General features: G+C 69.5%; 22 protein-coding genes. 8 read left to right on the forward strand and 14 right to left on the reverse strand.

Going from position 1 to position 22,436, the window contains the following annotated elements; translation table 11 throughout:
* Positions 1–127: 127 nt before the first annotated feature.
* The 3 genes from ACLJRL_RS15665 to ACLJRL_RS15675 all read right to left on the reverse strand — a co-directional run bounded on the left by ACLJRL_RS15665 (position 128) and on the right by ACLJRL_RS15675 (position 2,991).
* Positions 128–1,390 carry a GAF domain-containing protein gene (locus ACLJRL_RS15665; protein ID WP_410656850.1) on the reverse strand — a complete coding sequence of 421 codons (1,263 nt, stop codon included), beginning with the start codon at positions 1,388–1,390 and terminating at the stop codon, positions 128–130.
* Between the two features lie 72 nt (positions 1,391–1,462).
* Positions 1,463–2,335, reverse strand: coding sequence for an NAD(+)/NADH kinase (locus ACLJRL_RS15670; protein WP_410656851.1), 873 nt, complete (start codon positions 2,333–2,335; stop codon positions 1,463–1,465).
* Between the two features lie 77 nt (positions 2,336–2,412).
* Positions 2,413–2,991 (reverse strand): DUF998 domain-containing protein, encoded by a 579-nt coding sequence (locus tag ACLJRL_RS15675; protein WP_410656852.1) that lies wholly within the window; start codon positions 2,989–2,991, stop codon positions 2,413–2,415.
* Positions 2,992–3,123: 132 nt separating this feature from the next.
* Between ACLJRL_RS15675 and ACLJRL_RS15680 the strand changes: the two genes are divergently transcribed.
* Both ACLJRL_RS15680 and ACLJRL_RS15685 read left to right on the forward strand, forming a co-directional pair.
* Positions 3,124–4,386 carry a sensor histidine kinase gene (locus ACLJRL_RS15680; protein ID WP_410656853.1) on the forward strand — a complete coding sequence of 421 codons (1,263 nt, stop codon included), beginning with the start codon at positions 3,124–3,126 and terminating at the stop codon, positions 4,384–4,386.
* On the forward strand, positions 4,383–5,045 hold the full coding sequence (locus ACLJRL_RS15685) for a response regulator (protein WP_410656854.1): 663 nt from the start codon (positions 4,383–4,385) through the stop codon (positions 5,043–5,045). The genes ACLJRL_RS15680 and ACLJRL_RS15685 overlap by 4 nt, the downstream gene beginning before the upstream one ends.
* 91 nt (positions 5,046–5,136) lie before the next feature.
* Here ACLJRL_RS15685 and ACLJRL_RS15690 read toward each other — a convergent pair whose 3' ends face one another.
* From ACLJRL_RS15690 to ACLJRL_RS15700, 3 genes are all read right to left on the reverse strand, one after another.
* Positions 5,137–5,340: a cold-shock protein gene (locus tag ACLJRL_RS15690; protein WP_410656855.1), complete on the reverse strand. Its 204-nt coding sequence runs from the start codon at positions 5,338–5,340 to the stop codon at positions 5,137–5,139.
* A 232-nt stretch (positions 5,341–5,572) separates the two neighbouring features.
* Complete coding sequence (locus ACLJRL_RS15695; RefSeq protein ID WP_410656856.1) at positions 5,573–5,743, reverse strand: hypothetical protein; 171 nt, start codon at positions 5,741–5,743, stop codon at positions 5,573–5,575.
* Between the two features lie 316 nt (positions 5,744–6,059).
* On the reverse strand, positions 6,060–7,712 hold the full coding sequence (locus tag ACLJRL_RS15700; protein ID WP_410656936.1) for a thiamine pyrophosphate-binding protein: 1,653 nt from the start codon (positions 7,710–7,712) through the stop codon (positions 6,060–6,062).
* Positions 7,713–7,828: 116 nt separating this feature from the next.
* Between ACLJRL_RS15700 and ACLJRL_RS15705 the strand changes: the two genes are divergently transcribed.
* Both ACLJRL_RS15705 and ACLJRL_RS15710 read left to right on the forward strand, forming a co-directional pair.
* Positions 7,829–9,115 carry a hydroxyacid-oxoacid transhydrogenase gene (locus ACLJRL_RS15705; protein WP_410656857.1) on the forward strand — a complete coding sequence of 429 codons (1,287 nt, stop codon included), beginning with the start codon at positions 7,829–7,831 and terminating at the stop codon, positions 9,113–9,115.
* Complete coding sequence (locus ACLJRL_RS15710; RefSeq protein ID WP_410656858.1) at positions 9,109–9,525, forward strand: acyl-CoA thioesterase; 417 nt, start codon at positions 9,109–9,111, stop codon at positions 9,523–9,525. The genes ACLJRL_RS15705 and ACLJRL_RS15710 overlap by 7 nt, the downstream gene beginning before the upstream one ends.
* Here the strand turns inward: ACLJRL_RS15710 and ACLJRL_RS15715 are convergent.
* The 4 genes from ACLJRL_RS15715 to lanKC all read right to left on the reverse strand — a co-directional run bounded on the left by ACLJRL_RS15715 (position 9,508) and on the right by lanKC (position 15,784).
* On the reverse strand, positions 9,508–11,217 hold the full coding sequence (locus ACLJRL_RS15715; protein WP_410656859.1) for an ABC transporter ATP-binding protein: 1,710 nt from the start codon (positions 11,215–11,217) through the stop codon (positions 9,508–9,510). The two genes, ACLJRL_RS15710 and ACLJRL_RS15715, sit on opposite strands and share 18 nt — an antisense overlap.
* Complete coding sequence (locus ACLJRL_RS15720; protein ID WP_410656860.1) at positions 11,214–12,884, reverse strand: ABC transporter ATP-binding protein; 1,671 nt, start codon at positions 12,882–12,884, stop codon at positions 11,214–11,216. The genes ACLJRL_RS15715 and ACLJRL_RS15720 overlap by 4 nt, the downstream gene beginning before the upstream one ends.
* A gap of 156 nt (positions 12,885–13,040) precedes the next feature.
* The gene (locus ACLJRL_RS15725; protein ID WP_410656861.1) at positions 13,041–13,187 is read right to left on the reverse strand and encodes a SapB/AmfS family lanthipeptide; all 147 of its coding nucleotides are present in this window, start codon (positions 13,185–13,187) and stop codon (positions 13,041–13,043) included.
* Positions 13,188–13,225: 38 nt separating this feature from the next.
* The gene (lanKC, locus tag ACLJRL_RS15730; protein WP_410656862.1) at positions 13,226–15,784 is read right to left on the reverse strand and encodes a class III lanthionine synthetase LanKC; all 2,559 of its coding nucleotides are present in this window, start codon (positions 15,782–15,784) and stop codon (positions 13,226–13,228) included.
* Positions 15,785–16,199: 415 nt separating this feature from the next.
* Here lanKC and ACLJRL_RS15735 point away from each other — a divergent pair, with 415 nt between their 5' ends.
* On the forward strand, positions 16,200–16,565 hold the full coding sequence (locus tag ACLJRL_RS15735) for a hypothetical protein (RefSeq protein ID WP_410656863.1): 366 nt from the start codon (positions 16,200–16,202) through the stop codon (positions 16,563–16,565).
* Complete coding sequence (locus ACLJRL_RS15740; protein WP_410656864.1) at positions 16,558–16,980, forward strand: hypothetical protein; 423 nt, start codon at positions 16,558–16,560, stop codon at positions 16,978–16,980. The genes ACLJRL_RS15735 and ACLJRL_RS15740 overlap by 8 nt, the downstream gene beginning before the upstream one ends.
* Before the next feature lie 38 nt (positions 16,981–17,018).
* On the opposite strand, the gene ACLJRL_RS15745 is transcribed toward ACLJRL_RS15740, so the two are convergent.
* From ACLJRL_RS15745 to ACLJRL_RS15755, 3 genes are all read right to left on the reverse strand, one after another.
* A complete protein-coding gene (locus tag ACLJRL_RS15745; protein WP_410656865.1) occupies positions 17,019–18,005 on the reverse strand; it encodes an MCE family protein in 987 nt (328 codons plus the stop codon).
* A gap of 108 nt (positions 18,006–18,113) precedes the next feature.
* Complete coding sequence (locus tag ACLJRL_RS15750; protein WP_410656866.1) at positions 18,114–18,494, reverse strand: PPOX class F420-dependent oxidoreductase; 381 nt, start codon at positions 18,492–18,494, stop codon at positions 18,114–18,116.
* A gap of 59 nt (positions 18,495–18,553) precedes the next feature.
* Positions 18,554–19,642 (reverse strand): alpha/beta hydrolase family protein, encoded by a 1,089-nt coding sequence (locus ACLJRL_RS15755; RefSeq protein ID WP_410656867.1) that lies wholly within the window; start codon positions 19,640–19,642, stop codon positions 18,554–18,556.
* A 171-nt stretch (positions 19,643–19,813) separates the two neighbouring features.
* Here ACLJRL_RS15755 and ACLJRL_RS15760 point away from each other — a divergent pair, with 171 nt between their 5' ends.
* Together ACLJRL_RS15760 and ACLJRL_RS15765 are read left to right on the forward strand one after the other, a co-directional pair.
* Positions 19,814–21,013 carry a sensor histidine kinase gene (locus ACLJRL_RS15760; RefSeq protein WP_410656868.1) on the forward strand — a complete coding sequence of 400 codons (1,200 nt, stop codon included), beginning with the start codon at positions 19,814–19,816 and terminating at the stop codon, positions 21,011–21,013.
* Positions 21,010–21,654 carry a response regulator gene (locus tag ACLJRL_RS15765; RefSeq protein WP_410656869.1) on the forward strand — a complete coding sequence of 215 codons (645 nt, stop codon included), beginning with the start codon at positions 21,010–21,012 and terminating at the stop codon, positions 21,652–21,654. The genes ACLJRL_RS15760 and ACLJRL_RS15765 overlap by 4 nt, the downstream gene beginning before the upstream one ends.
* On the opposite strand, the gene ACLJRL_RS15770 is transcribed toward ACLJRL_RS15765, so the two are convergent.
* Complete coding sequence (locus ACLJRL_RS15770; RefSeq protein ID WP_410656870.1) at positions 21,644–22,297, reverse strand: GNAT family N-acetyltransferase; 654 nt, start codon at positions 22,295–22,297, stop codon at positions 21,644–21,646. The two genes, ACLJRL_RS15765 and ACLJRL_RS15770, sit on opposite strands and share 11 nt — an antisense overlap.
* Positions 22,298–22,436: the final 139 nt, after the last annotated feature.

The raw sequence follows: 22,436 nt of genomic DNA on the forward strand, positions 1-22,436 counted from the left end.
GAAAGGTATCCGAGTCGGGATCGACGCAGCCAGTGACACCGGCGTGTGTCATCGGCACGTGATCTGCGGTGTCGGTCAGAGCCCCTTTTCAGGCCGTATCGCACGAGTGCGCACGCCCGATCGCCGCTCAGGCGCGGACGGCGGGTGCGAGGGAGTGCGGGAGGACGTCTCCACCGTCGGCGGGCCGCTCGACGACGACCTCGACGTCGTCGGCGAACCGGTACGGCCTGGCCAGCAGGATGCCGCCGAAATGCCGTCTCATCCTGGACATCTCCGCGCGGACGGTGACCGTGCGGCCGGCGTCGCCGAAGAGATCCAGCGACAGTTGCGACGCCGACCGGCCCTGGCGGTGGAGGGCGAGGACGTAGAGCATCTCCGCGTGCCGCGGCCTCAACCGGTGCGACCACGTGCCCGCCGCCCCCGCGACGCGCAGCGTGCTGTCCCGGGGAGAGCGCAGGTCGAGCACGACCCGGGTCGGCGGCGCGTCCTCCTCCTCGGTGAGCCGGACGAGCCAGCCGCCGGGCAGCGGGTCCAGCAGGCAGTTGCCGTAGGTGGGCAGCCACGCGCGGCCGGCGGCGACGTTGTTCGGCAGGGCGATGCGGTCGACCGGGGCGAGACCGGCGCTCGCGGCGATCCAGCCGTGCGGGTCGGCGATCACGGCACGGCCCTTCACCTTGCCGAGCACGGGTGAAGCGACTCCGCGCAGCCGGTCAAGTTCGGTGAGGTGGCTGGTGCGGAGGTGTGCTTCGGCGAGTTTGGCGACGGCGTCGACCAGGGCCAGCGTCGTCGGGTGCACGGTGGAGGCCGGGCCGGAGAGATCGACGACGCCGAGCAGCCTGCCGTCCCTCGGGTCGTGCAGCGGCGCGGCGGCGCAGGTCCAGTCGTGCTGCGCGCGGACGTAGTGCTCCGCGGAGTAGACCTGCAGCGGACGCCTGGTGACCAGGGCGGTTCCGATGGCGTTGGTGCCGACGGCGTCCTCGTGCCAGTCGACGCCCTCGGCGAAGCCGATGCCGTCGGCGCGGCGGCTGACCGAGACGCTGCCGTCGCGCCAGAGGATCCGGCCTTCGGCGTCGACGACGACCATGATGTGCGCGGCCTGCTCGGCGAGGCTGATCAGGCCGCGGCGCAGGACAGGCAGGACGGCCGCGATACCGCTGCCGCGACGGCGGGGCTCCAGCTGTTCCGGGGTGAGCACGGGACGCGGGGCGCCACGGTCCGGGTCCAGGCCGAGACGGCGCATACGCTGCCAGGACGCGCCGATGACCGCGCGCGGGTGGCCGGGGAGCGCGTTGCCGGAGAGGGCCGCTTCGTGGACCTGGGCGAGGACTCTGGCATGCCGCCTGGGGTCCGCGCCGACCGGCAAAGCCGCCTCGAGGTCCACGTGGCTCACTTCCTCCTCCGTTTCGGCCAGTGTGCACGGCCGAAACGGGGTTCGGAAGGCGAAAGGGACCATGATCGCGTCTTACGCGGTGAAGGGGGCCTTCACCGCGTAAGACGCGGGAGAAATCTCTCGCTCGGGGACGATGTCCAGCAGGAGGCCCAGCCGGGCGGCCTCGGCCATCACGGCCCGGACGTCGACGCACCACGGGCCGTCGGTCTTCAACTCGACGAAAGCGCTCTCTCCTGGCTTCAGCTTGATCAGCCGCTCGCCGTCGAGGGCGATGACGCCGCCGCTCGCGGCCAGGTCGACCCGGACCCCGGGCTCCAGCACGCTCCACCCGCGCACGCCCACCGGCCGGACCAGGCCCGGCGCGATCGGGGCGTGCACGACGTACGGCGTCTCCTCGACCGGCCCGAGCGAGACCGCCACACCGTCCACAGTGGACTTCGGGCTGGGGCACAGCTGCCCGGGGATGCTCGACAGGCCGATCGCGTCCGGCAGGGCGAACGTGCAGTACAGCTCGGACAGCAGCCCGGCCTCCCACTCCTGGCGGCTCCTCGACACGCTGACGTCGACCAGGGCGATCTCGCGGCGGGCCTTCGTGGCCACTTCGAGCATGGTCGCGCGGTTCGTGACCAGGTCCGCGTCCACCTGCTGGGTGACCAGCAGCCCGGCCGCGAGCCCGGCGACGCTCGGGGCGTTCCCCACCGGCAGCACGAGCAGCGGCACGTCCCCGCAGACCGTCGCGGCTTCTCGCGCCGTGCCGTCATCACCCAGGCAGATGATCACGCCCGCGCCCGAATCCACCATGCGGCGGACAGCGCCGGTGATCCCGCTGTCCTTCGACCACACCGTCACGCGGCCGACCCCGGCTACCCGGAGTGCCGACCGCAGGGTCCGGATGTCACGCTCCGCAGCGGAATTCGCCACGATTCCCGCAACCGCTTCGCCCACATGTCCTCCGCTGCCGTGCCACGTCAGACAAGGAAACGACGACAGGGCCGCAAAAGAAAGGGTTGCAAGGGGTTGCATCACGAAGTGGACGAAATACCTTCCGTTTCGGCGGGCCGCGGGACGAAAGCGACCAGCAGCGCGACGTCCAGGACCAGCAGGATCCGTTCCGCCAGCCCGCTCACCTCGCGGACGTCCAGCAGGAACGTCCCGACGAACACCGCCAGGGCCACGAGCGCGGCGTAGGACAGCAGCCGCGCCTGGCCGAGAACGACCCCTGCCAGCGGCAACGCGACGAACGCGGCGAGCGCCACGTACCGGTGGATCGCGCCGTGCCAGGTCAGCGGCTGGTCCATCGGCTCCTGCGGGAACACCGCGAGCACGCACAGCCCGATGCCGAACACGGCGACCAGCCTGCTCGCCCACGCCGCGCCGGACAGCCGGATCCCGCCCGCGACGGTCAGCGCGCCGAAGCCGGTGGCCAGCATGGCGACACCGACGAGCCGCGCGCCCTGGCCGGTGTGGACGTACTCGCTGAAGGTGGTGCTGAGCGGATCGACGGCGCCGGCGTTGACGATCTCGACGTAGACCGCGATGACCAGGCCCGTGAGCAGCCACGCGAACGCGGACAACCGGATCAACCCCCTGATGTCGTTCATGTGCCGAGCCTGTCCGCGCGACACCGTCGGGCACATCCCGCCCGGGTGAGCAGTCCGCGTCACCCCGTGGGGGACATCAGGTGTCCCCCACGGCGGGATGTACCCGGGCGACCGCGTCGTTAGCGTCGAGGCATGGATTCGATCGGCAAGGCACTGGGGTGGGCGATCCTCACGGGTCGCGACGCCGATCTCGAGCCGGCGTCGTCCTGGTGGCACGTCCCGCGCTGGGTCAAGGGCGTCCTCACGGCGTCCGCGCTCAGTGTGCTGATCGTCCTGACCTACGGCGCCTGGGCTCGCTACCTCGACGGTGGGAACCTGCCGTTGATCTTCTTCCTGTTGCTGCTGCAGGTCGCGCCGCCGTTGCTGGTCGTCCGGTACCCGCTGAACGCCGTCCGGGTGGCGGCGGCGGGCATGGTCGCCGGGATCATCGCGACGGCGTTCCCCGCGACCCACTTCTCGTGGTCCGGTCCGACACAGTCCGAGTGGCCGCTGCAGACCTACGTCCTGCCGTATCTCCCGGTCCTGGCGATGACGCTCGCCCGGACGAAGCCCAAGCAGGGCTGGGGGATCGCGATCATCGCGGTGGTGCTCGCGGCCGGGGTCGGCGTCGTCCAGATGCCGCGAGCGGGCACGAAAACCCTGGTGTGGGCGCTGCTCGTGGTCGCCGTGACCCTCGTGGCGGGCTACGGGATGCAGCAACGCCGCCGGGCGCTGGTCCAGGCCGACGAGGCCGAGCGCATGACCGTCGAGGAGCGGGCGAAACGGACCACGCTGCAGGAACGCGCGCTGGTCGCCCGCGAACTGCACGACATCATCGGCCATCACCTCTCGCTGATCGCCCTGCGGACCGACAGCGCGCGCTACCGCATCCCGGACTTGTCCGGCGCCGCGGTGGAGGAGTTCCGCGCGCTCGGGGCCGCGGCGCGGGAGGCGCTCGACGAGGCCCGGCGGCTGGTCGGGGTGCTGCGGGACAACGACGCCGAACCGGAACACGAACCGCAGCCGGGGCTCGCCGACGTACCGATGCTGATCGACGCCTGCCGGGCGTCCGGGATCGAGATCAGGTCACGGGTCTCCGGCGGGGACGACGTTCCCGCCACGATCGGACTGGCGGCGTACCGGATTCTGCAGGAGGCGCTGAGCAACGCGGCAAGACACAGCCCGGGGGCGGCGGTGGACGTCGAGGTGCGACGCGAGGCGGACGGGATCGTGATCCTCGTCGAGAACGGGCCGGCCACGCGGATTCCGGCGCCCTCCGCCGGGGACGGAACGGGCCTTGCCGGGATCGCCGAACGCGTTACGCTGATCGGCGGCTCGTGCGAGACCGGGCCGGGGGCGGACGGCGGTTTCCGGGTGGCCGTCACGCTGGGACTTCCGGGGGTAAGTGACGCGTGACGACCGTTTTCCTCGTCGACGACCAGGCCATGGTGCGGGAAAGCTTCGGCGCCCTGCTGAACGCGCAGCCCGGCCTCGACATCGTGGGCCAGGCCGGTGACGGAGCGGCGGCGCTGGCCGGGATCGCCGCGCTGGACACGGCACCGGATGTCGTCCTGATGGACATCCGCATGCCGGGAATGGACGGTCTCGAAGCGACCCGGCGGCTGCTCGCGGGCGACGGCGAGAAGCCGAAGGTGATCGTCTTGACCACGTTCCATTGGGACGACTACGTCTATGAGGCCTTACGGGCGGGCGCCAGCGGGTTCCTGCTGAAGGACGCGCCGTCGGCCGAACTGATCAACGCCATCGGTGTGGTCGCCGCCGGGGACGCGCTGCTCTCCCCCGCCGTCACCAAACGGCTCATCGCGAACTTCGTGGCCAGTGCGCCGGCTCCTCGGCCGGCCCCGGCGCGGCTGGACGTGCTCACCGAACGGGAGCGGGACGTGCTGCGGTTGATCGCGAAAGGGCGGTCCAACACCGAGATCGCCGCGGATCTGGTGCTTTCGGCACAGACAGTGAAGACGTACGTGGGCCGGATCCTGGCGAAGCTCGCGCTCCGCGATCGGGCGCAGGCGATCGTGCTGGCCTATGAAACCGGACTGGTTTCCCCTAGCTGAAAAAGCGACCGGCCGAAAACAAAGCACAAAGGGAGAAAAAGCAGCAGGGCCGCAATCGGCGAAGGATGACGGCCCTGCTTGAAAACCAGAATCAGATAAGGTTGACCGAGGTGGCCTGCGGACCCTTCGCGCCCTGCCCGATTTCGAACTCCACGCGGGCGTTCTCCTCGAGGGTACGGAAGCCGTTGCCCTTGATCTCACTGTAGTGCACGAAGACGTCGCCGCCTTCGTTGTCGGGAGTGATGAAGCCGAACCCCTTCTCGGAGTTGAACCACTTCACAGTGCCCTGAGTCATAAAATCTCCATATGCAACACAAACAAACAGGAAGCCACGTCGGCAGCCCGGGTCATGCCAGACGGTTTGCTTCCCCGTAAACACGAGGAGACACTACGCCCGCTGCGTTCTGCGAGCGTGAACCAACACGAACACAAAAAACGAGACCTAAAACAGTAAAGCACACCTCCAGCAGGCCGACAAGCGGCTTCACCGTGGGATGACCGGCGGAACTGTGGTCTTTACTACTCGGCTATTCACCACTCGCGGCGCGCAGCTGTACATCGCCTCCGAACGGCGAACGGCGTAACGCCTCACGGTTCGTGGCAACGACGGCCACGTCGTGGGTCTCGTCGTCGGCGCTGAAGAGCACCGGCACGACGCCGGAAACGGACAACTCCTGTGGCTTCGCTTCGTCAGCCATTTTTTCTCCCCTGTATCAACACAAACCCGTCATCACAACGTCGTCGCAACGCCGTCTTCGAGGTACCTGCGTGCCAACAACCCACCGGCGAACGGCTGCGGCCCGATCGGCCGCTCCGGTCCTCATCGGACTCTCGGTGTTGCCGCGATTGTGCCACGACCTACCGACAAATTTCGCGCTCTGCGACCGAAACTCGGCCGAGTCGTCACCTCTTTCCCACCCTTTGAGGCAGGTGACGGCGGCCCGGCAAGGGTTTCTGAGTATCCCCTGAGAAAATGTACTGCCGGGTAATCGATGAAACCGGCCACTGGCGGACCTACTGCTGAGGCCTCGCGGCACCCAGCAGGCTCGTCAGGCGGATGTCGGGTGTCACCACATCCGGATCGGTGCGGATGTCGATGACACACGGCCGTTGCCGGACCAGCGCGCTCGCGATGATCGGCTCCAGCTCCTCGCGGTCGTCCACGGTGTACCCGGCCGCGCCGAGGCCGCGCGCCCACGACGCGAAGTCGGTGATGGGGACTGTCACCCCGGACAGCCGCCCGTGTTTGCGCGCCTGGTGAGCGGCGAGCGAGCCGTGCAGCCCGTTCTGGAACACCAGGACGGTCACCGGGACGCGGTAGCGGACGGCGGTCTCGATCTCCTGCCCGGTCATCAGCGTGCCGGCGTCGCCGACCATCGCGATCACCGTGCGCCGCGGCTCGGCGAGTTTCGCCGCGATCGCCGCGGGGACCGCGTAGCCCATCGCGGCGTTGCTCGGGCCGAGCTGACTGCGCGGCGCGGTGAAACACCAGTAGCGGTGCATGAACTGGGCGAAGTTGCCCGCGTCGCTGGTCACGATGGCGTCTTCGGGCGCGAGTTTCCGCACCGCGCGGATGACGTCGGCCGGGTGGACGCGGGTGTTGCCGCTGGTGTCGGGCGGCGTCATGAAGGTGTGCACGGCGGCGTTGGCGGCCGACGCGCGGCGCGTCCGCGGCGAGGCGACGTTGCGGAGCTCGCGCAGGAACGGCTCGACCTCGGAATCGACCCGGAAGGTCAGGCCGCCGCGCCGGGCGGCCTCGATCCCGGTGCCGACCAGGACCAGCGTCTGCGACGGCGTCGGGTAGCGGAAGGACTGGGTGGTGACCTCGTCGAGCTGCGTGCCCAGCGCGAGTACGAGGTCGGCGCGTTCCAGTGCGTCGAGCTGCCGCGCGGGGATGCCGATGCCGAGGTGACCGGCGTAGCGGGCGTGGTTCTCGGGGAAGGCGTCCTGACGGCGGAACGCGTTGTACACCGGAAGGGCGAGCTCGTCCGCGACGGCGATCAGCTCTTCGCGCGCCGCGCGGGCGCGGCCGCCGACGATCACCACCGGGTAGCGGGCCTCGTCGACCAGCTGGGCGACGGCTTCGGCGGTCCGGCCGAGCGCGCCGGTGGCGGGCGGCCGCACGGACGCGACCGGTTTGGCCGAGTCGAAGGGCACCCCCCAGAAGTCCGCGGGGACGGCGACGACGGTGGGTCCGGGACGGCCTTCGCGGCAGCGGGTCAGCGCCTCGACCAGCAGACCGGGTACCTCGTCCGGGGCCTGCGCGCGGCCCGTCCACTTGGCGATGGGTTCGAACATCGCGGTCAGGTCGGCGGTGGGCAGTTCGCTCGTCGGGCCGGGGCTGGACGGCGGGTTCTCCAGGAGGACGACCATCGGCGTCTCGTCCTGGTACGCCGTCCGGACGCCGATCGCGAGGCTCGCCGCGCTCGGGCCGCGGCTGGCGAGCAGCACGGCGGGATTCTCGGTGAGCTTGCCCTCCGCCTCGGCCATGAAGGCCGCTCCGGAGTCGTGCCGGGCCGAGACGAAGGTGATCGACCTCTCCCGCTGCAGCGCGTCGAGCAGATCCAGGAAAGACTCGCCCACCACCGCGTACACGCGGTGGATTTGCGCCTCGGTCAGGATCCGCACGGCCGTCTGGGCGACGGACGCTCCCGGTTGGTATCTAATGAGAAGAGCTTAGGCGGGCGGTGATCGGTGCCGTCAAGCGATCTTTCGATTCCGGCGACCCCGGGCGGTGAGAATGTCCGATATCAGGACGTGTTCGAGCAAGGGAGCACGAAAACGTGACCTCAGCCACCACTGGACGTGAAACTGTTTTCACGTATGGCGCGCCGGCCTTGAAATACGGCACCGGGGCGAGCGATGAGATCGGCTACGACCTCACGCAGTACGGCGCACGACGAGTACTCGTGCTGACCGACCCCTCGGTCACCACGACGGGCTGGCCACAGCGGATCGCCGAAGGCATCGAGGGGTACGGCATCGAAGCGGTCGTCTTCGATGGCGTGCACATCGAGCCGACCGACGTCAGCATGCGGAAGGCCGTCGACTTCGCACGCGGGCAAGGCGAGTGGGACGCCTTCGTCGCCGTCGGCGGCGGATCCGTCATCGACACCGCGAAGGCGGTGAATCTGTTGACCAGCAACGACGGCGACCTGATGGACTACATCAACGCACCGGTCGGCGGCGGGCGCGCGCCGAGCACGCCGCTGAAACCGCTGGTCGCGGTGCCGACCACCACCGGCACCGGGTCGGAAAGCACGACGGTGTGCGTGCTGGACGTGTTGTCACTGCGGGTGAAGAGCGGGATCAGCCATCTCCGGCTACGGCCGAGCCTCGCCGTGGTCGACCCGCTGCTGACGGTTTCGCAGCCGCCGGAGGTCACCGCCGCGAGCGGGATGGACATCCTTTGCCACGCCGCGGAAAGTTACACGGCCAAGCCGTACACCGAATTCGACCGCAAACGCCCGGAGGACCGGGTTCCCTACTGTGGCGCGAATCCGCTCGCCGACATGTTCGCCGAGCAGTCGCTGCGGCTGCTCTCCTGGGCACTGCCCGCGGCCGTGGCGGACGGCTCGGACATGAAGGCACGCGAGGCGATGGCGCTCGCGGCGACGTTCGCCGGGCTCGGTTTCGGCAACGCCGGCGTGCACATTCCGCACGCCAACGCGTATCCGATCGCCGGGCAGGTCCGGGAATTCCATCCTTCCGGGTATCCCGGTGAAGAGGCGATGGTGCCGCACGGGATGGCGGTGTCCTTGACCGCGCCGGCGGCGTTCCACTTCACCTACGACGCCGCACCGGACCGGCACCTGCGGGTGGCCCGGTTGCTCGCCCCGGACTTCGAATGGCCGGGCGATCTGCAGGACCACCTGCCCGCGGTGCTGCGCCGCATCATGCGGGAGATCGGGATCCCCAACGGGATCGGCGCCGTCGGCTATGCCGAGTCCGATGTGGACTCACTGGTTTCCGGTACGGTGAAACAACAACGACTGCTCGCGACGGCGCCGCGGGAAGCGTCCGAAGAGGACCTCGCCGGGATCCTGCGGGCCTCGGTGGGACTGTGGTGAACGACGAGTATCCGCACTGGCAGACGGTTCCGTTGCGCTGGAAGGACAACGACGTCTACGGGCATGTCAACAACGTCGTCCACTATTCGGTAATGGACACGGTCGTCAACACCTGGCTGATCGAACGCGGCGGTCTCGACATCGAAACCGGCCAGGTGATCGGGTTGTGCGTGGAATCGCAGTGCAAGTACCACGCCTCGGTGTCGTTCCCGGGTGACCTCGAGGTCGGCCTGCGCGTGGGCCACCTCGGCCGGTCGAGTGTCCGCTACGAGGTCGGGATGTACTCGAAGGACACGGTGATCGCCGAGGGCCACTTCGTGCACGTCTTCGTCGACAGGACCACCCGGCGTCCGGTTCCTCTCGAAGGTCTACTCCGAACCTCGCTGGAGGAACTAACGAGGTTGGGGTAGCTGCGGCGCCCAGGCGTGCATCAGCTGGGCGTAGCGCGAAGACCGGTTCATGAGTTCGAGGTGGGTGCCCAGGGCGGTCTCCTTGCCGTCCATCACCAGGACCCGGTCCGCGCGCAACGCCGACGTCAACCGGTGCGCGATCACCACCAGCACCCCGCCCCGCTCGGCGAACGCCCGCTCCGCGCGGGCTTCGGCGGGCGGGTCGAGGTGCGACGTCGCCTCGTCGAGGACGATGACCTCCGCGTCGCTCGCGTACACCCTCGCCAGCGCGATCAGCTGCGCCTCACCGGCGGACAGCGTGCCGTGCCCGATCTCGCCGTCGAGCCCGCCCAACCGCGTGACCAGCGGTTCCGCTCCGACGGCCGCCACCGCGGCCCGCAACTCGCCGTCCATCGCCGCCTGCGCGAACAGGCCGACGTTGTCCCGCACGGTCCCCGCGAAGACGTACGCCTCCTGCGGGATCAGCGCGACGATCCGATGCCGCACGGCCGCCGGGATCTCCCGCACCGGCACGCCACCGAGCCGTACCCGCCCACCCTGCGGTTCGAGCATCCCGGTCAGCAGCCCGGCCAGAGTCGACTTGCCGATCCCGCTCGGCCCCACCACCGCGAGCCGATCACCGGGCCGCAGGTGCAGGTTCAGCCCGCGCACCACCGGCTGGGCCGCCGCACCCCAGCTGAAAGTCAGGTCCCGCACGTAGATCGCGGTCCCGTCGGGTTCGGCGGTGCCGTCTTCCACCGGCGGTATCTCCGCGGTCTCGGCCAGCCGCCGCAGCGCCACGATCAGCCGCAGCACCACGGTGCTCGCGGTCGCCGCCAGCCCCCGCAACGCCGGCTGCATCGTCGTCGCCAGATAGACGAGCGCGCCGAGCGCGGCCCCCGCGGTGAGCTCCCCCGCCGCGACCATTCCCGGCGCCACCAGCAGCGCCAGGAGCAACGGCACGAAGCCGCCGGCCGCGATCACCACCGTCCGGGCCGCACCCGAACGCGCCACGCGCACGGCCGCTTTCGCCTGTGCGTCGATGACGTCGTAGAACTCGAGCGCGGCAAGGGGTTCCGCGCCGCAGGCGACGACGTCGCGCATCCCGGCCAGCGACGCGCCCGCGACCTCCGCCGTTCGTTCGTCGGCCAGCGCGAGCGCGCGCTGGCGGCGGGCCAGCGACGGCAGCAGGCAGGCGAATACGAGCATCGAAGCCACCACCGGGATCGCGACGACCAGGGCCAGCGAACCCGCGACGGTGAACAGCCCGGCCAACGCCGCCACGGTCGTCACGACCATTCCGCGCGCCTGCACCAGAAGCCCGGCCGTCGCGTCGCGGACCACCTCGACGTGCTGGGTGATCCGCGCGACGCCGCTGGCGTCCGGCTGGTTGCGCGGCGGTGACGGGTCGTGCAGGACCCCGCGCACGACGGCGCTCACCAGCGCGTCGCGCAGCGGCTCGACGACCTTGCCGAGCTGATGCCACACCAGCCTCGAACCGAACGCGCCGATGACCGCGACCAGGCCGAACACCGCCAGCCAACGCAGTCCGGTGCCTGGCCGATCCGCGGCGAACCCCTCGTCGACCGCGAGTTCGACCAGGCGACCGGACAAGAACGCGGGAATGCTCTCCAGCAGCGAGCAGAAGACCAGGACGGCGCATCCCCGCCACTGCCCGGCCAGCGCCGAGCGATAGAGCCGCCAGACGCTCACTGCCCGCCGCCCTCGGTGAAGACCGCCCGGTACGCGGGCTGCCGCCACAGCACCTGGTGCGGGCCGACCGCGCGGACCCGGCCGTCGTCGAGCCACACCACCGTGTGCGCCCGAGCCGCGGTGGCCGCGCGATGCGTCACCACGATCCGGGTCCGGCCTGGGAGCGCCTGTTCGATCGCGGTTTCGACGTCGGCCTCGGTGACCGTGTCGAGGCTCGCGGTGGCGTCGTCGAGGATGAGCACCCTCGGCGCGTGAGCGATCGCGCGGGCGAGCCCGATCCGCTGCGCCTCCCCGCCGGACAGCGGGGTCTCCGAAAGCGGCGTCCGGTATCCGTTCGGCAGCCGGACGATCAGGTCGTCGGCCTGCGCGGCCTGGCAGGCGGCGCGCACGGCGGCCTCGCCCGCCCACGAGCCGTAGCCGACGGCGTCGCCGATGGTCGCGCCGAGCAGCGCGGGCCGCTCGAAGGCGAAACCGATGACGGCGCGGAGTTCGTACGGCCGCAGTTCCTCCAGGGGACGGCCGTCGAGCGCGGCCGTGCCTTCGTCCGGGATCAGCAGTCCGCCGAGCACGTTGACCAGTGCGGACTTCCCCGAGCCCGAGCGTCCGACGACCGCGGTGAACCGCCCGCCCTGGATGATCAGATCGACGTTGCGCAGTGCGCCTTCGAGGGTGATCCCGCGCAGTTCGAGGGTGCCCCGCCCGGGGACCACGCCCAGCTTGCCCGGTTCGGGTACCGGCGAGTGGAGTACTTCGTTGATCCGCTGCGCGCACGACCGCGCACGGGAAAGTGCGGTGAGCAAAGGGATCTGAGTGACCAGGCCCAGGCCGAGGGCGACATAGCCCAGCGTCGCGAGGACCTGGCCGACGGTCAGCCTGCCCTCCATCACGCCGAACCCGGCGGCGGCCAGCACGGCGAGTTCCACCGCGGGCAACAGCAACCCGGACCGCCACACCATCCTGGCCTGCGTGCGCCACATCCCGCGGCCGGCGAGGCTCAGCTTCGGCAGCGGCCGCAGCACACGTTCGGCTTCGCGGTCGGCGGTACCCGACGCGGCGATCGTGCGCAGCCCGGCGACGGCGTCGACCATCCGCTCGGCCAGTTCCCCCGAGACCTGTTGATAGGTCAGGACGTCATCGGCGGTGTTCTTCAGATGGGAACGCGCGAGCAGGAGCGCGAACGGGATGCTGCCGAGGAAGACCAGCGCGAGCCGCCAGTCCATCAACGCCAGCAGGACGACGGCGCCGCCGGAGATCAGGGCGGCCGAACCGAGCTGGACGACGAGCGAGGCCACCATCCCGGCACCGGTGCAGTCACCGGTGAGCCTGCTGATCGCGTCGCCGCCCCCGAACTTCGAACGGGTGCCCAGCGCGAGGTAGCGGTCAGTGAGCTTGCGGCGCAGCCAGGCCGTCGCCGAGCTGGTCATCCGCGCCGAGAGGATCCCTCCGATGACGCCGACGGCGATCTCCGTGACACCGAGCGCGAGCAGCCACAGGACCTCGGGGAGGCTGGGCCGTCCGGCGATGACGGCGTCGACGGCGTCGGCGAGCGCGGCCGGCAGCAGCAACCCGGCCGTTGTCCCGGCCAAAGCCGTCACTACCAGCGCGAACAGGCGGGGACGATCGAGCGCGGTCACGGTGACCAGCAGGCGATCGGCGGAACCCGCCATCTCACTCCTCGGTGTCTGTGGTGAACCCTCGTCCGAGCGGGCATCCCATTCCGTTGAACGTGATCCCAACGAGACAAACGTGACGGCAAAATGAAAGGCGCGGGAGCGGCGCACTTGGCCTGTGCCGCTCCCGCACCTTCAGTACTCAGTCTGCGATCAGTGGCAGGTCAGCAGGCTGATGGTGCTGTTCGCGCAGGAGGCGAGCAGGCTCAGGTTGCTGGTGCCGCCACCGCCGCCACCGTGACCGCCGCCGTCGAGAACCTCGGGGGTTTCCAGGGCCTGCAGGTCGAGTACCAGTTCCATGGTGTTCCCTTTCGTTGTTTTCTCAGTTCCGCCGGCCATCAGTGGCCGGCAGTTCGGGAGGACAGGAAAGGCAACGCGGCCTTCCCGTCCAGGGTTGCGGCGAGAGCGAGCAAGACGCCCGCGCCGCCGGTGACGACGTCCATCGACAGCCGCAGCAGCTGGTTGCCGGGGAACGCCAGGCCGCCCTTGTACGGCACCGCGTACCAGGCAAGCCGGGAAAGGTGCAGGTCTACGGTGTCGCGGACACGCTGGTCCGGTTCGGAGCCCATCGCGAGCGCGGTCATCAGCCCGCACCGGCCGAAGAGCAGGCCGGGGTGGATGACGAACTCGCCACGGCACGATTCGCGCAGACCGGACAAGCTCTTCAGCGCCTGCGCGTCCGGACGGTGCTTCGCCAGTTCCTCGGCGACCATGAGGATCCCGGCGCTGCCGACGCCCGCGTAGGGCAACGTCCTCGTCTCACCATCGCGGACCTGCAGCGAACCGTCGTCGGACTCGGCGCACTCCTCGATCTCCCGCTCCAGCGCCTGGTCGGCGAAGGACAGCCAGCCCTGCTCACGAGTGCGCTCGAAGAGCCGGACGAACAGCAGCGCGGGTCCGGACCAGCCGTTGAGCAGCCCGGCCCTGGCGAAGTCACCGGGCGGGTCCGCGATCTCGAGCGCTTCGGCGAGCCGAACGGCGGTGGCGAGCGCCTGCCTGCCGAACTCGTTGTCCTTGCGCTTCACCGCGAAGTGCAGCTGAGTCAGGCCGATCCCGGACAACCCGCCTTCGAGGCCGTGGTCGGTGGTCTGCTCGACCAGCGTCGCCGACGACGCCAGCAGCTTCGTCGCCTCTTCGCGATGGCCGAACTCCTCCAGGACGTAGGCGATCCCGTAGGTACCGTCGTAGAACCCCGGCCGTCCCGGCGGTTCGCGGCGGATCGAATCCAGCAGCCAGCGTTCGTGATCGGGGTACCGCTCCCCGCCGGTCACGTGCAGCGCGTGCAGCACGCCGGCGGCGCCGTAGCCGAAGCACGCTCCGCCGACGCGGAACTGCTCGATGTCGCCGGGGAAGAGCCGGTCGGTGCGCTCCGGGGTCGCGCTGGCGAGGATCGCCTCGGTGATCTGCTTGCGGACCAGCGCCCAGTCCGGCTTGTCCTGGTCGAGTTCGGTCACGGTGATCAGCGGCGGGGTGTCGAGTGGCGGGGTGTTCCGGGGCTCCAGCTCGGCGACGATCGAGTCGGCGAAGCCCTCCGGGACGTCGAAGCGCCACTGGACGAAGTCCGCCAGCCCCCGCAGCTTCGCCGGGGCGAGTTCGAGCAGCGTGGTGAGCGGCAGGAAGACCCACAGCTTCAGCACGGCGAGCGCGTACTCGTCGACCTCGAAGCCGTTCCGGTCACGCGGGGCACGGAAACCCGGTGCGCCGAGCGCCGGCCTGTCGCCGCTGTCGACGTCGGCCGCCATCTCGAAGTCGATCAGCGAGACCGCGTCGTCGTCCCCGTCGACCAGGATGTTCATCGAGTGCAGATCGCCGAAGACGATCCGGCGGTCGTGCACCTCCGCGACCATCCGCTCCACGCGCTCGACCAGCGCCAGCGCACGGCTGGTGTAGGCGGCGATATCGGCATCGGAGCAGTCCCGCCGGGTGAGCGGATAGTTGCGGGCGAGCCAGCTGCCGAGCGAGATGCCGGGCATGAACTCCATCGCCAGGAAGTGGTGCTCCCAGACGGTGAACCGGTCATAAGCGACGGGGATGCCGTCGACACCCTTCAGCCTGTCGAGCACCTCGTGCTCCCGGCGGAGCCGCTCGACGGCGTCGATCAGGTCGCGGTCGAGGCCGGCGTACGGCCTGGCCTCCTTGAGGACCACCTGCTCGTCGTCGGCGTTCCGGTCGGCGAGGTACACGCCGCCGCCGTTCGAGAAGTGCAGCGAACTCTTCACCCGGTAGGGGAACATCGCCGGGTCGCCACCCTTGCGAGCGGCGAGATGAGGCGCGAGGAACTCCGGAATCGTCACCCAGTCGGGCACGGAGAAGGTGGGTTCACGCTTATCCGGGACCAGCGTGCCGTCCGGCTTGCGGACCGCGAGGACGCGCTTGCCGTCGAGTTCGACCCACTGCTCGGCAAATCCGCCGTAGCGGACATAGAGCGGTCCGGCACCGTACCTCAGATCGCTGAGAATATACGCACCGGGTTCGCCGTCGAGCTTCGCGGACAACTCGGTGAGAACGCGTTCGAGCTCGTTGTTGTCAGCCGGATAAAGAGTGAGTAACTTACCACTACCGTCGCGAGGCGCATATTTGGAATTCCTGGCCAGCAGGGTGCCACGGGAGCGAAGATGCTTGAACGACAGATTGTGCTCGACACAATGCTCGTGCACCTTCACGAGCACGCCCTCGGCGTTGCCCAGACCTGCGGACACGTGGATTTTCCAGCCTTGCAAGGGAAGATTTCGAGCAACAGGGTGCAGCATCCGCCACACTCCGCGCACTCCGGAACGCCATCCGGCCTCCGGAGCCGGCAACAAGGCGGCGTAATCGTCGGCGGCGTCCCCGGTTTCACGTTGTTCATCGAAGAACAGCGGATCGGCGAAGCAATACGCTTCGTACCGGACGTCCATCGAGCGCCCCCTCCTTGGCACCAATCGGATGGGCCAAGTGCACCATCGCGATGTGGAATATTCCACCTGTCGGACCCCTCAGGGCCAATCCGCCATACCGGGGGTTCAGCTGGGCTGTTCAGGGACGTGAATTCGAAACTTACCGAATAGTAGGCGCACCCAGCGTGAGATCAACTCGCTTTTCAACCACCCGGTCGGTGTGTAACAGAATCGTACTTGCGCCGTAATCCCTGGTCGAAAGGTCGCGGGCAATAATATGCGACCGAATTGGCGGCTCGCCAACCATGCGCGCTTCGTGATCTATTCACCCGCCGGTCTGGACCATCGCGCGCTCCGATCGCCCCCGGCGGTCGCCCGCGGCGGCCCTCCCGGACGGAGGTACGTTGTCGCCGGCGGAGTACTAAGGAGTGCGGGAGTGATCACAGGGTTCGCGATGACCGTCGCGATTTGCGCGACGCTGGTCGCGGCGTGGAGTTTCGTGCAGTCCGCGCGCAAGAAACTGCCGGACACCCCCTTGCTCGCCGGCCTCGCCGTCGTCGAACTCCTCCTGCTCGCCCAGGCGGTGATCGGGGTCGTGCTGCTGATCGGCGGCGGCCGCCCGGGCAGCATGGCGACCTACCTCGCCTATCTGATCGGCTGCCTGGTCGTGCTCCCCATCGGCACGTTCTGGGCGCTGGCCGAGCGCACCCGATCCAGCACCGCGATCCTCGGGATCGCCTGCCTCGCCATCCCGGTGATGGTGCTGCGCCTGCACGAGGTCTGGGGCGGCGCCAGTGCCTGAGGAAACCGAGGAAGCCACCGTGACCCAGGACAAGGCCTCCGGCCCGGGACGCGTCCTGGTGGCCGTGTACGCGATTTTCGCCTTGGCGGCCACGTCACGAGCGGCCGTCCAGATCAGCACCAAATTCCACGAGGCCCCGCTGGCCTACGTCCTGTCGGCGCTCGCGGCCATCGTCTACGTCCTGGCCACCGTCGCGCTGGCCCGCCGCGGCGCGGGCTGGTGGCGGATCGCGCTGGCCGCCTGCGGCATCGAACTGGTCGGCGTGCTGACCATCGGCACGTTCAGCCTCTTCGACAGCGAAGCCTTCCCGCACGCGACCGTGTGGTCGCTGTACGGGCAGGGCTACCTCTTCATCCCGCTGATCCTGCCGATGGTCGGGCTGTACTGGCTGCGGCGGACGAAGCCCCGCGTTTAGTCCTCTGAATGCGTGCCCTTGCGGGGCGTATCAGCGGGTCACTTGTCGAAGCAGCCCTTTTCGTTGAGCGGCCCGACCGACGGCAGGACGAGCCCGCACAGGTAGCCGTCGATCCAGCGCCCGTTGCCGGCCACGTTGGTGAGCACCCGGATCGCCGGGGCGAACGCGGCGATGCCCTTGGCCAGCGAGTCCTGGTTGCGCTGGAGCATCGACGTCAGCTGGTCGAGTTGTTCCAGCACGGGCCCGAGCTGCCCGTCGTTGTCGGCGATGATGCCGTCGAGGGCGGTCGCCAGCCGTTTCGAGCCGTCGAGCAGGTTCTTGATCGCCTGCTGGCGGGTGGAGATCGCGAGAAGCAGCGCGTTGCCGTCCTCGACCAGCCGCTGGACCTCGGCGTCGCGGTCGACGAGCGTCTGGGACACCTGCCGCGTGTTGGCCACCAGTGTCCGGAGCTGCCGGTCACGGGAGGCGATGGTGCCGGAGAGCTTCGAAAGACCGTCGAGCGCGGCCCGGACGTCCGTGGGCGTTTCGGCGAAAGTGGCTGAAATCGTGTCGAAACTCTTGGCCAGCTGGTCGACGTCGATGTCGTCGACGGTCTTGGACAGATCCCGGAACGCTTCCAGGACGTCGTACGGCGCGGTGGTCCGCTGGAGCGGGATCGGCGCGCCGGGGTCGAGGACGGCGTCGCCCTGCGGGTCGAGCGCGAGGTACTTCTGCCCCAGCACGTTCTTGATCCGGATGGACGCGCTCGTGGCGTCACCGAGCCACGCGTCCTTGACCCGGAACGAGACGACCACGCGATCGCCGTCGAGATCGATCTCGGAGACCTTGCCGACCTTAACCCCGGCGACCCGCACGTCGTTGTCCGCACGCAGGCCGCCCGCGTCGGAGAATTCGGCCGAGTAGGTGGTTCCGCCGCCGATCACCGGCAGGGCGTCGGCGTTGAGCGCCGCCGCCATCCCGAGGGCCATCGTGGTGAGCCCGGCGAGCGCCATCTTGACCGGATCCACCGCGCCGAAGGACCTCATCGCCTCACCTCGCAGGTCACAGGCGCAAGACTCTAGGGCGCGCCTCCGCCGATCGCCAGGCGAAACGTTGCACCGAACGGGTGGCACTGTCTGTCCATTATGGACAGACTAGGCGTCGAGCCTGAGTTCGTAGTGAAGCGTCTTGTACTTCTTGATCCGGTGCGTGAGCGGAACGAGGAAGCCGTGCAGGAGCCGGTGTTTCCCGGCGAGCATCGCGGCCGCGTGGCGCGCCTCGTCGCCGTCGAGCAGGCGCACGTGCCCGCGCACGGGCTCGCCGGTCGGGGCGCCGCGGAACGTCGAAGGAGCGATCTCGACCTGCGGATTGTTCCGCATCCGCTTGGCCTTCCAGGCGGCGTCGTAAGTGCGGATGAAGGCATGATCCCCTTCGACGGCGATGTTGACCGGCGTCCCGATGGGCGTTCCGTCGCGCTTGAACGTCTTCAGCAGGATCGTCTTCTGGGCGGTGAACCTGGCCAGCTGCGTTGTCATGACAGTGGGACGAAGCCGCCGCGCGGAACGTGACGGCTAACGCCAAAGAGCTTCCGCTGTCAGTTCCAGAACTTGATTTCGGGGTTGCCCGCCACCGGTCCGTCGAGCAGCGGCTGAGCCGTGCCGCGCAGGTTCTTGTCGAAGAACGCGGACACGTAAGACCTGGTCAGCTCCATCCCGCGCAGGCCACCGAGTACGCCGGGGGGTGTCAGGCCGAGCTGCTCGCCGAGCACGCCGACATCGGTGAAGGACGCGTGCCCGGCCGCCGCGACGCTGATCCAGCGCTTCCAGCCGGTGAGGTTCGGCCAGCTGCCCGCCCAGGTCGTGTCCGGGCCGGCCGGGGTGTACTCGCTCTCACGGCCGAGGAAGAGGAACGGCCGGTCGATGCCCGAGGCGGGGATCGGCGACCAGAGCCTGCCGTCCATGTCCACCCCGGCGCGGATCCGCTGGTCGTTCACCATCGCCGCCGGGGTGCTGTAGCCACCGATGGAATGCCCGGCCATCCCGATCCTCGTCCGGTCGATCAGCCAGGACCACGGCGAAGAGGGCCTGGTCAGCCTGTCAAGGGTGAAGGAGACGTCCGCGGCGCGGACCGGCGGGAGCAGGGTCGACTCGGACCCGCAGGCGGCGCATTCGGTGACGCGCCCGTCCGGGAAGGCGGTGCCGTGGGATTCGTAGTTGTGGCCGATCAGCGCGACCACGAATCCCTTGCTCGCCAGCTCTTCGGCCAGCCCGGTGAGAGTGGCGCGCGGTTTGCCGAAACCGGGCGACAGGACGACCAGCGCGTGCTTTCCGGGCCGCGGCGGGGCATCGACCCGGGCGCTGGTCCGGATCTCGGCGAGCCGCGCGGGGTCGACGTCGGGGACCCCGGATTCGGTCAGGAAGGCTTTGGCCTCGGCCAAAGTGAGGTACGGCCGCTTCGGGCCCATCGGCAGCAGCGCCGGGTAGAACATCGACACCATCAGCTCGCGAGGTCCGGTCGGCACCCAGGGATCCCGGCGCGAGTCGTCGACCAGGTGCAGGTCGGTGGAGCCGACGGGAAGCGATCCGGTCGGCGGCGGCAACGTCAGCCGCTGAGCCGCCGCGGCCGGGCTCACGACGGTGGCCATGACGGCGACGACGAGGCCCGCTATGAGAAGCCTTCTCATGGGGTTTCCTTTTCTGTCGAGGATTTCCACCGCCCAGCCTGGAACGTGGCGTCGTAATCGCGCATCGGCCGGAGAGCACGTCGACGGTCCCGGTTCGTCTGTCGCAGGTCGTACCCCGATGTCTGTCTCGAGGCGGATCCGCGGCGGCTGTTCCCGGGCTACGCTCGACCGGTGCTGGCCCTGCTCAGGAGTCACCCGAAGGCCGTGGACATCGGGCTGACCGTACTCATCGGACTGTCCACTGTGGTCTCCGCCCACGACGACGAAGAGTTCACCTGGTGGCTGACCTCCTTGGTGGCCTTGGCCTCCCTTCTGGTGCGCCACCGCAATCCCATGCTCACCTTCGCCACCGGCTCCGTCGTTTCCCTGCTGCATCTGGTCATGGGGAGCGACCTTCAGCCGGTCGACGTCGTGGCGTTGGTCGGCCTGTTCTCCGTCGCGGCCTGGGGGTCACGACGGCTTTCCTCGGGGCTGCTGGCGGCCGGGCTCCTCGTCGCGGGAGCTTGGTCGTTCTACGCCTCCGAAGCCAACTCGCGTTCGCCCGCCCCGTTCCCGCCGCGGATCATCATCATCGATCCCCTGCGCCCGGTCGCCGAGGTGGACGACGGCCTGGTCCAGGACTGGGGCGGGTTCGCGGGCATCGGGTTGTCGCTCGCGGTGGCCTGGCTGGCCGGGCTCAACACGCGGCAGCGCGGGATCCGGCTGGCCGTGCTCGAACAGCGGGCCGCCGACCTCGAACGCGAGCGGGACACCCACGCCGCGCTGGCCGTGGCCGCCGAACGCGGGCGGATCAGCCGCGAACTCCACGACGTCGTCGCGCACGCGCTTTCGGTGGTCGTACTGCAGGCCCAAGGCGCGCAGGCGGAACTGGACCGGCGGCCCGAACGGTCACGCGAGGCGCTCGGGGCGATCGTCGAGACCGGGCGGACCGCGTTGAGCGAGATCCGGCTGCTGCTCGGCGCGCTCGGCCAGGACGCGCCGGACTGGGAGCCGCAACCGGGCGCCGAACGCCTGCCGCGGCTGGCAACCGACATCCGGGCCGCGGGCACACCGGTCGAGTTCCTGGTCGAAGGCGAACCGCGGCCGCTTTCGTCCACAGTGGACCTCGCGACGTACCGCATCGTGCAGGAATCCCTGACGAACGTGCTGAAACACGCCGGACAGCGGGCGTCGGTGACTATCGTGATGCGGTACGAACCCGAAACACTGGAGATCGAGGTGACCGACGATGGCAACGCGACGGAACCACCCTCCGGCACCGGGCACGGCCTCGAAGGGATGCGGGAACGAGTGAGCGTTCTGGGCGGCACCTTCGACGCGGGGCCGCGCCCGGAAGGCGGCTTCGCTGTCCGCGCGACCCTGCCGTCATGACGATCCGGGTGGTCATCACCGACGACCAGGCGCTGGTGCGCACCGGTCTGCGGATGATCCTGGAGAACGCGCCCGACATCGAGGTCGTCGGCGAAGCGGGCGATGGCGCGGAGGCCGTCGACCTGGTGGCGGGCACCGATCCCGACGTCGTGCTGATGGACATCCGGATGCCCGGGATGGACGGCGTCCAGGCCACCGCGGCGATCTCGGCCGCGCACCGCGCACGAGTCCTGGTGCTGACCACTTTCGATCTGGACGAGTACGTCTACGCCGCGCTGCGGGCGGGGGCGAGTGGCTTCCTGCTCAAGGACGCGCTGGCACCGGACCTGCTCTCCGCGGTCCGCGTCGTCGCCGCCGGCGAAGCGTCCTTGGCCCCCACCGTCACCCGCCGTCTGCTCGACCGCGTCGTCACCGGCCTGCCCTCGCCGCCGTCCGACGGCAAACTCGACCTGCTCACCGGCCGCGAACGCGAAGTGCTCCAGCACCTGGCCCGTGGCCGGTCCAACGCCGAGATCGCCGAACTGCTGTACCTGTCGCCGGGGACGGTGAAGACGCATGTCGGCCGCATCCTCACGAAACTCGGTCTCCGCGACCGCGTGCAGGCCGTCGTCTTCGCCTACGAGGCCGGGATCACCCGCTGATCGCGGCGGGCGCGCGCCAGTGCTTGCCGCGGCGCGGACGCCGGTGCTGACCCCGGCCGCCCAGCGAGTCGGCCAGGACGTCCGGGCGGCGCGCGGCGAACTCCTCCGCGGTGATGCCCATCCGCACCAGGTACTTGATCTCGCCGCGCACCACTTCGGTGTCGCGCAGCCTGCCCTCTTCGCGGAAACCCAGGCCTCCGTGCAGCGAGAGCGACGCCAGATTGCCGCCGTAGACGGTGACCTCGCATTTACGGAAACCGCGCTGCTCGAACATATGCGCCAGCAGGACGGTGATCGCGTCGGTGGCGTAGCCGCAGCGCTGGTGACGCGGGGCGATGCCGATGCCGTAGCCGAAAAGGCCGGTCAGCGGGTCGGCGCCGATGGTGCAGACCGAGCCGACCAGCATCCGGCCGCGCACGGTTTCGATGCCGAAGTGGATGTCGTCGCTCGCGCCGGCGGACCCCGAACGGTGGGAGGCCCAGTGCCGGTGACCGCCGCCGATCAGCGGCGTCGCCTCGCGGGCCATGTCGCGGTCGAAGCCCATCAGGACACGGCGGTCCCGGAGGTCGACCTCGCGCAACCGCACCTTCCGCCCGACCTGCTCCGGTTCCGGGGCGAAGCGGCTCACCGCGCCAGGCCGCACGGGTGCTCACGAACGATCACAAGCATCCCTTGACGATATCGGTAGGCGTGACGGCCGCTCCAGAGCCCATCGTCGGGCGCCGGGATGAGCCTGGCCACACTCTCCCGGGTTCCGAAACTTCTTCGAAAGTCTTTGACCG

This window comes from Amycolatopsis sp. lyj-112 (assembly GCF_046549055.1).
Taxonomy (GTDB): Bacteria; Actinomycetota; Actinomycetes; order Mycobacteriales; family Pseudonocardiaceae; genus Amycolatopsis.